General features: G+C 47.5%; 1 protein-coding gene. It reads right to left on the bottom strand.

The features are described from left to right. Positions 1-184: 184 nt before the first annotated feature. Positions 185-1,216: an IS30 family transposase gene (locus GN107_RS11275; RefSeq protein WP_155287936.1), complete on the bottom strand. Its 1,032-nt coding sequence runs from the start codon at positions 1,214-1,216 to the stop codon at positions 185-187. Positions 1,217-1,337 lie beyond the last annotated feature (121 nt).

The raw sequence follows: 1,337 nt of genomic DNA on the forward strand, positions 1-1,337 counted from the left end.
GGTAAATTTCAAGTACAAGTTAGCCACTTCTGAAAATAACATCTAAATCAATGCGTTATTCTAAAAATCTGTGTAACCGTGGGTAGGTTGATGGTGGGCATTGTGGTGGTAGCCTGGTCAGGAGCGGCTGGCTTGCCGGCCGTTCCCAGGCGTCTAGCCACCTCAATGGGGTCCCACCGTCAACCTACCCACACACCGCCGCAGTCTCCTTGGCGAACAGCTCTGCAGGAGTAGCGTATCCTTGTGCCCGTCGTGGTAAATGATTAATCTCATCTTGCGCCCGGGACAACTGTTTACGTGTGGCCGTGTCGAGTGACTGACCTTTGGGGAATGTTGCGCGCAGCATTCGGTTGTGACGTTCGTTCGAGCCACGTTCCGAGGCTGAATAAGGGTGTGCGTAGTAGGCATCAATGCCCAACTGGAGTAAGTCAGCGAACTCAGAACCATTATCCGCCGTCACTGTCTTAATTGCTGGACCGTATTGTTCCAGAATATTGCGCAGTGCATAACAGACTGAATCAGCATCCTTGCCATCTAGAAGTGCAGTGATTAGCATGCGGGTCTTGCGTTCCACCAGCGTCAGAATCACACTTTCCTTACCGTCACGTTTACCTTGAACCGTGTCTAATTCAAAGTGACCAAACTCTTTTCGGTCTTCGGCCGATGCCGGTCGTTCGTCGATACCACGACCAAGAATACGGTTGAACTTGGTAATCGTGTGCTTGTGGAAGCGACGACTAAGCTTTTCCAGCAGATCAATATTCTTAATCATCAACAAGCCTTGATCGACATAGTTATACAAAGTGGTAGTGCAGACCATCTCCTCAGGTGTGAACAGCTGGTGCACCTTTGAATAGCCGACGACAGCGTCAATTGACCATTTATGATTGAAGAACTGCGTGTACAGGTAGTCAATGAAAGCCATGGATTGGTTAATCTTGGAAGGCCGATGGCACTTCAAACGTGCTTGGTCGTACTTCATCTGCGCATGGTCATGGGAGTAGCGATGTAAATACACATCCTTACCATTATGTTTGTGCTTCTGTTTGACAGTGCCACGAATAATCTCATTGTGGATGGTCTGGGGCGCCACACCCAGCTGACGAGCAATTTCACGGTTAGATAACCCTGCATCGTGTCCTTGTTGGATTAAATCGCGTTCATGATCAGTTAGGTGGTGACCCTTAATGTGAGGTGTGTTAATCTGGAGTTGCATCAAATCGGACTCTTCTTTCATTGTTTGTGTAGGAACTTCAATGATAACACGAGTTTGATTTGATGTTTTTTATTTCAGAAGAACTTGGTCACGAGTGGCTAACTTGATTATAAAATCTGCC

The organism is Lacticaseibacillus zhaodongensis, from assembly GCF_009687905.1.
GTDB classification, from domain to species: domain Bacteria; phylum Bacillota; class Bacilli; order Lactobacillales; family Lactobacillaceae; genus Lacticaseibacillus; species Lacticaseibacillus zhaodongensis.

Bases quoted from the DNA above. Each gene is read 5' to 3' on its own strand.
- GN107_RS11275 (WP_155287936.1), bottom strand. From the start codon at position 1,216: ATGCAACTCCAGATTAACACACCTCACATTAAGGGTCACCACCTAACT.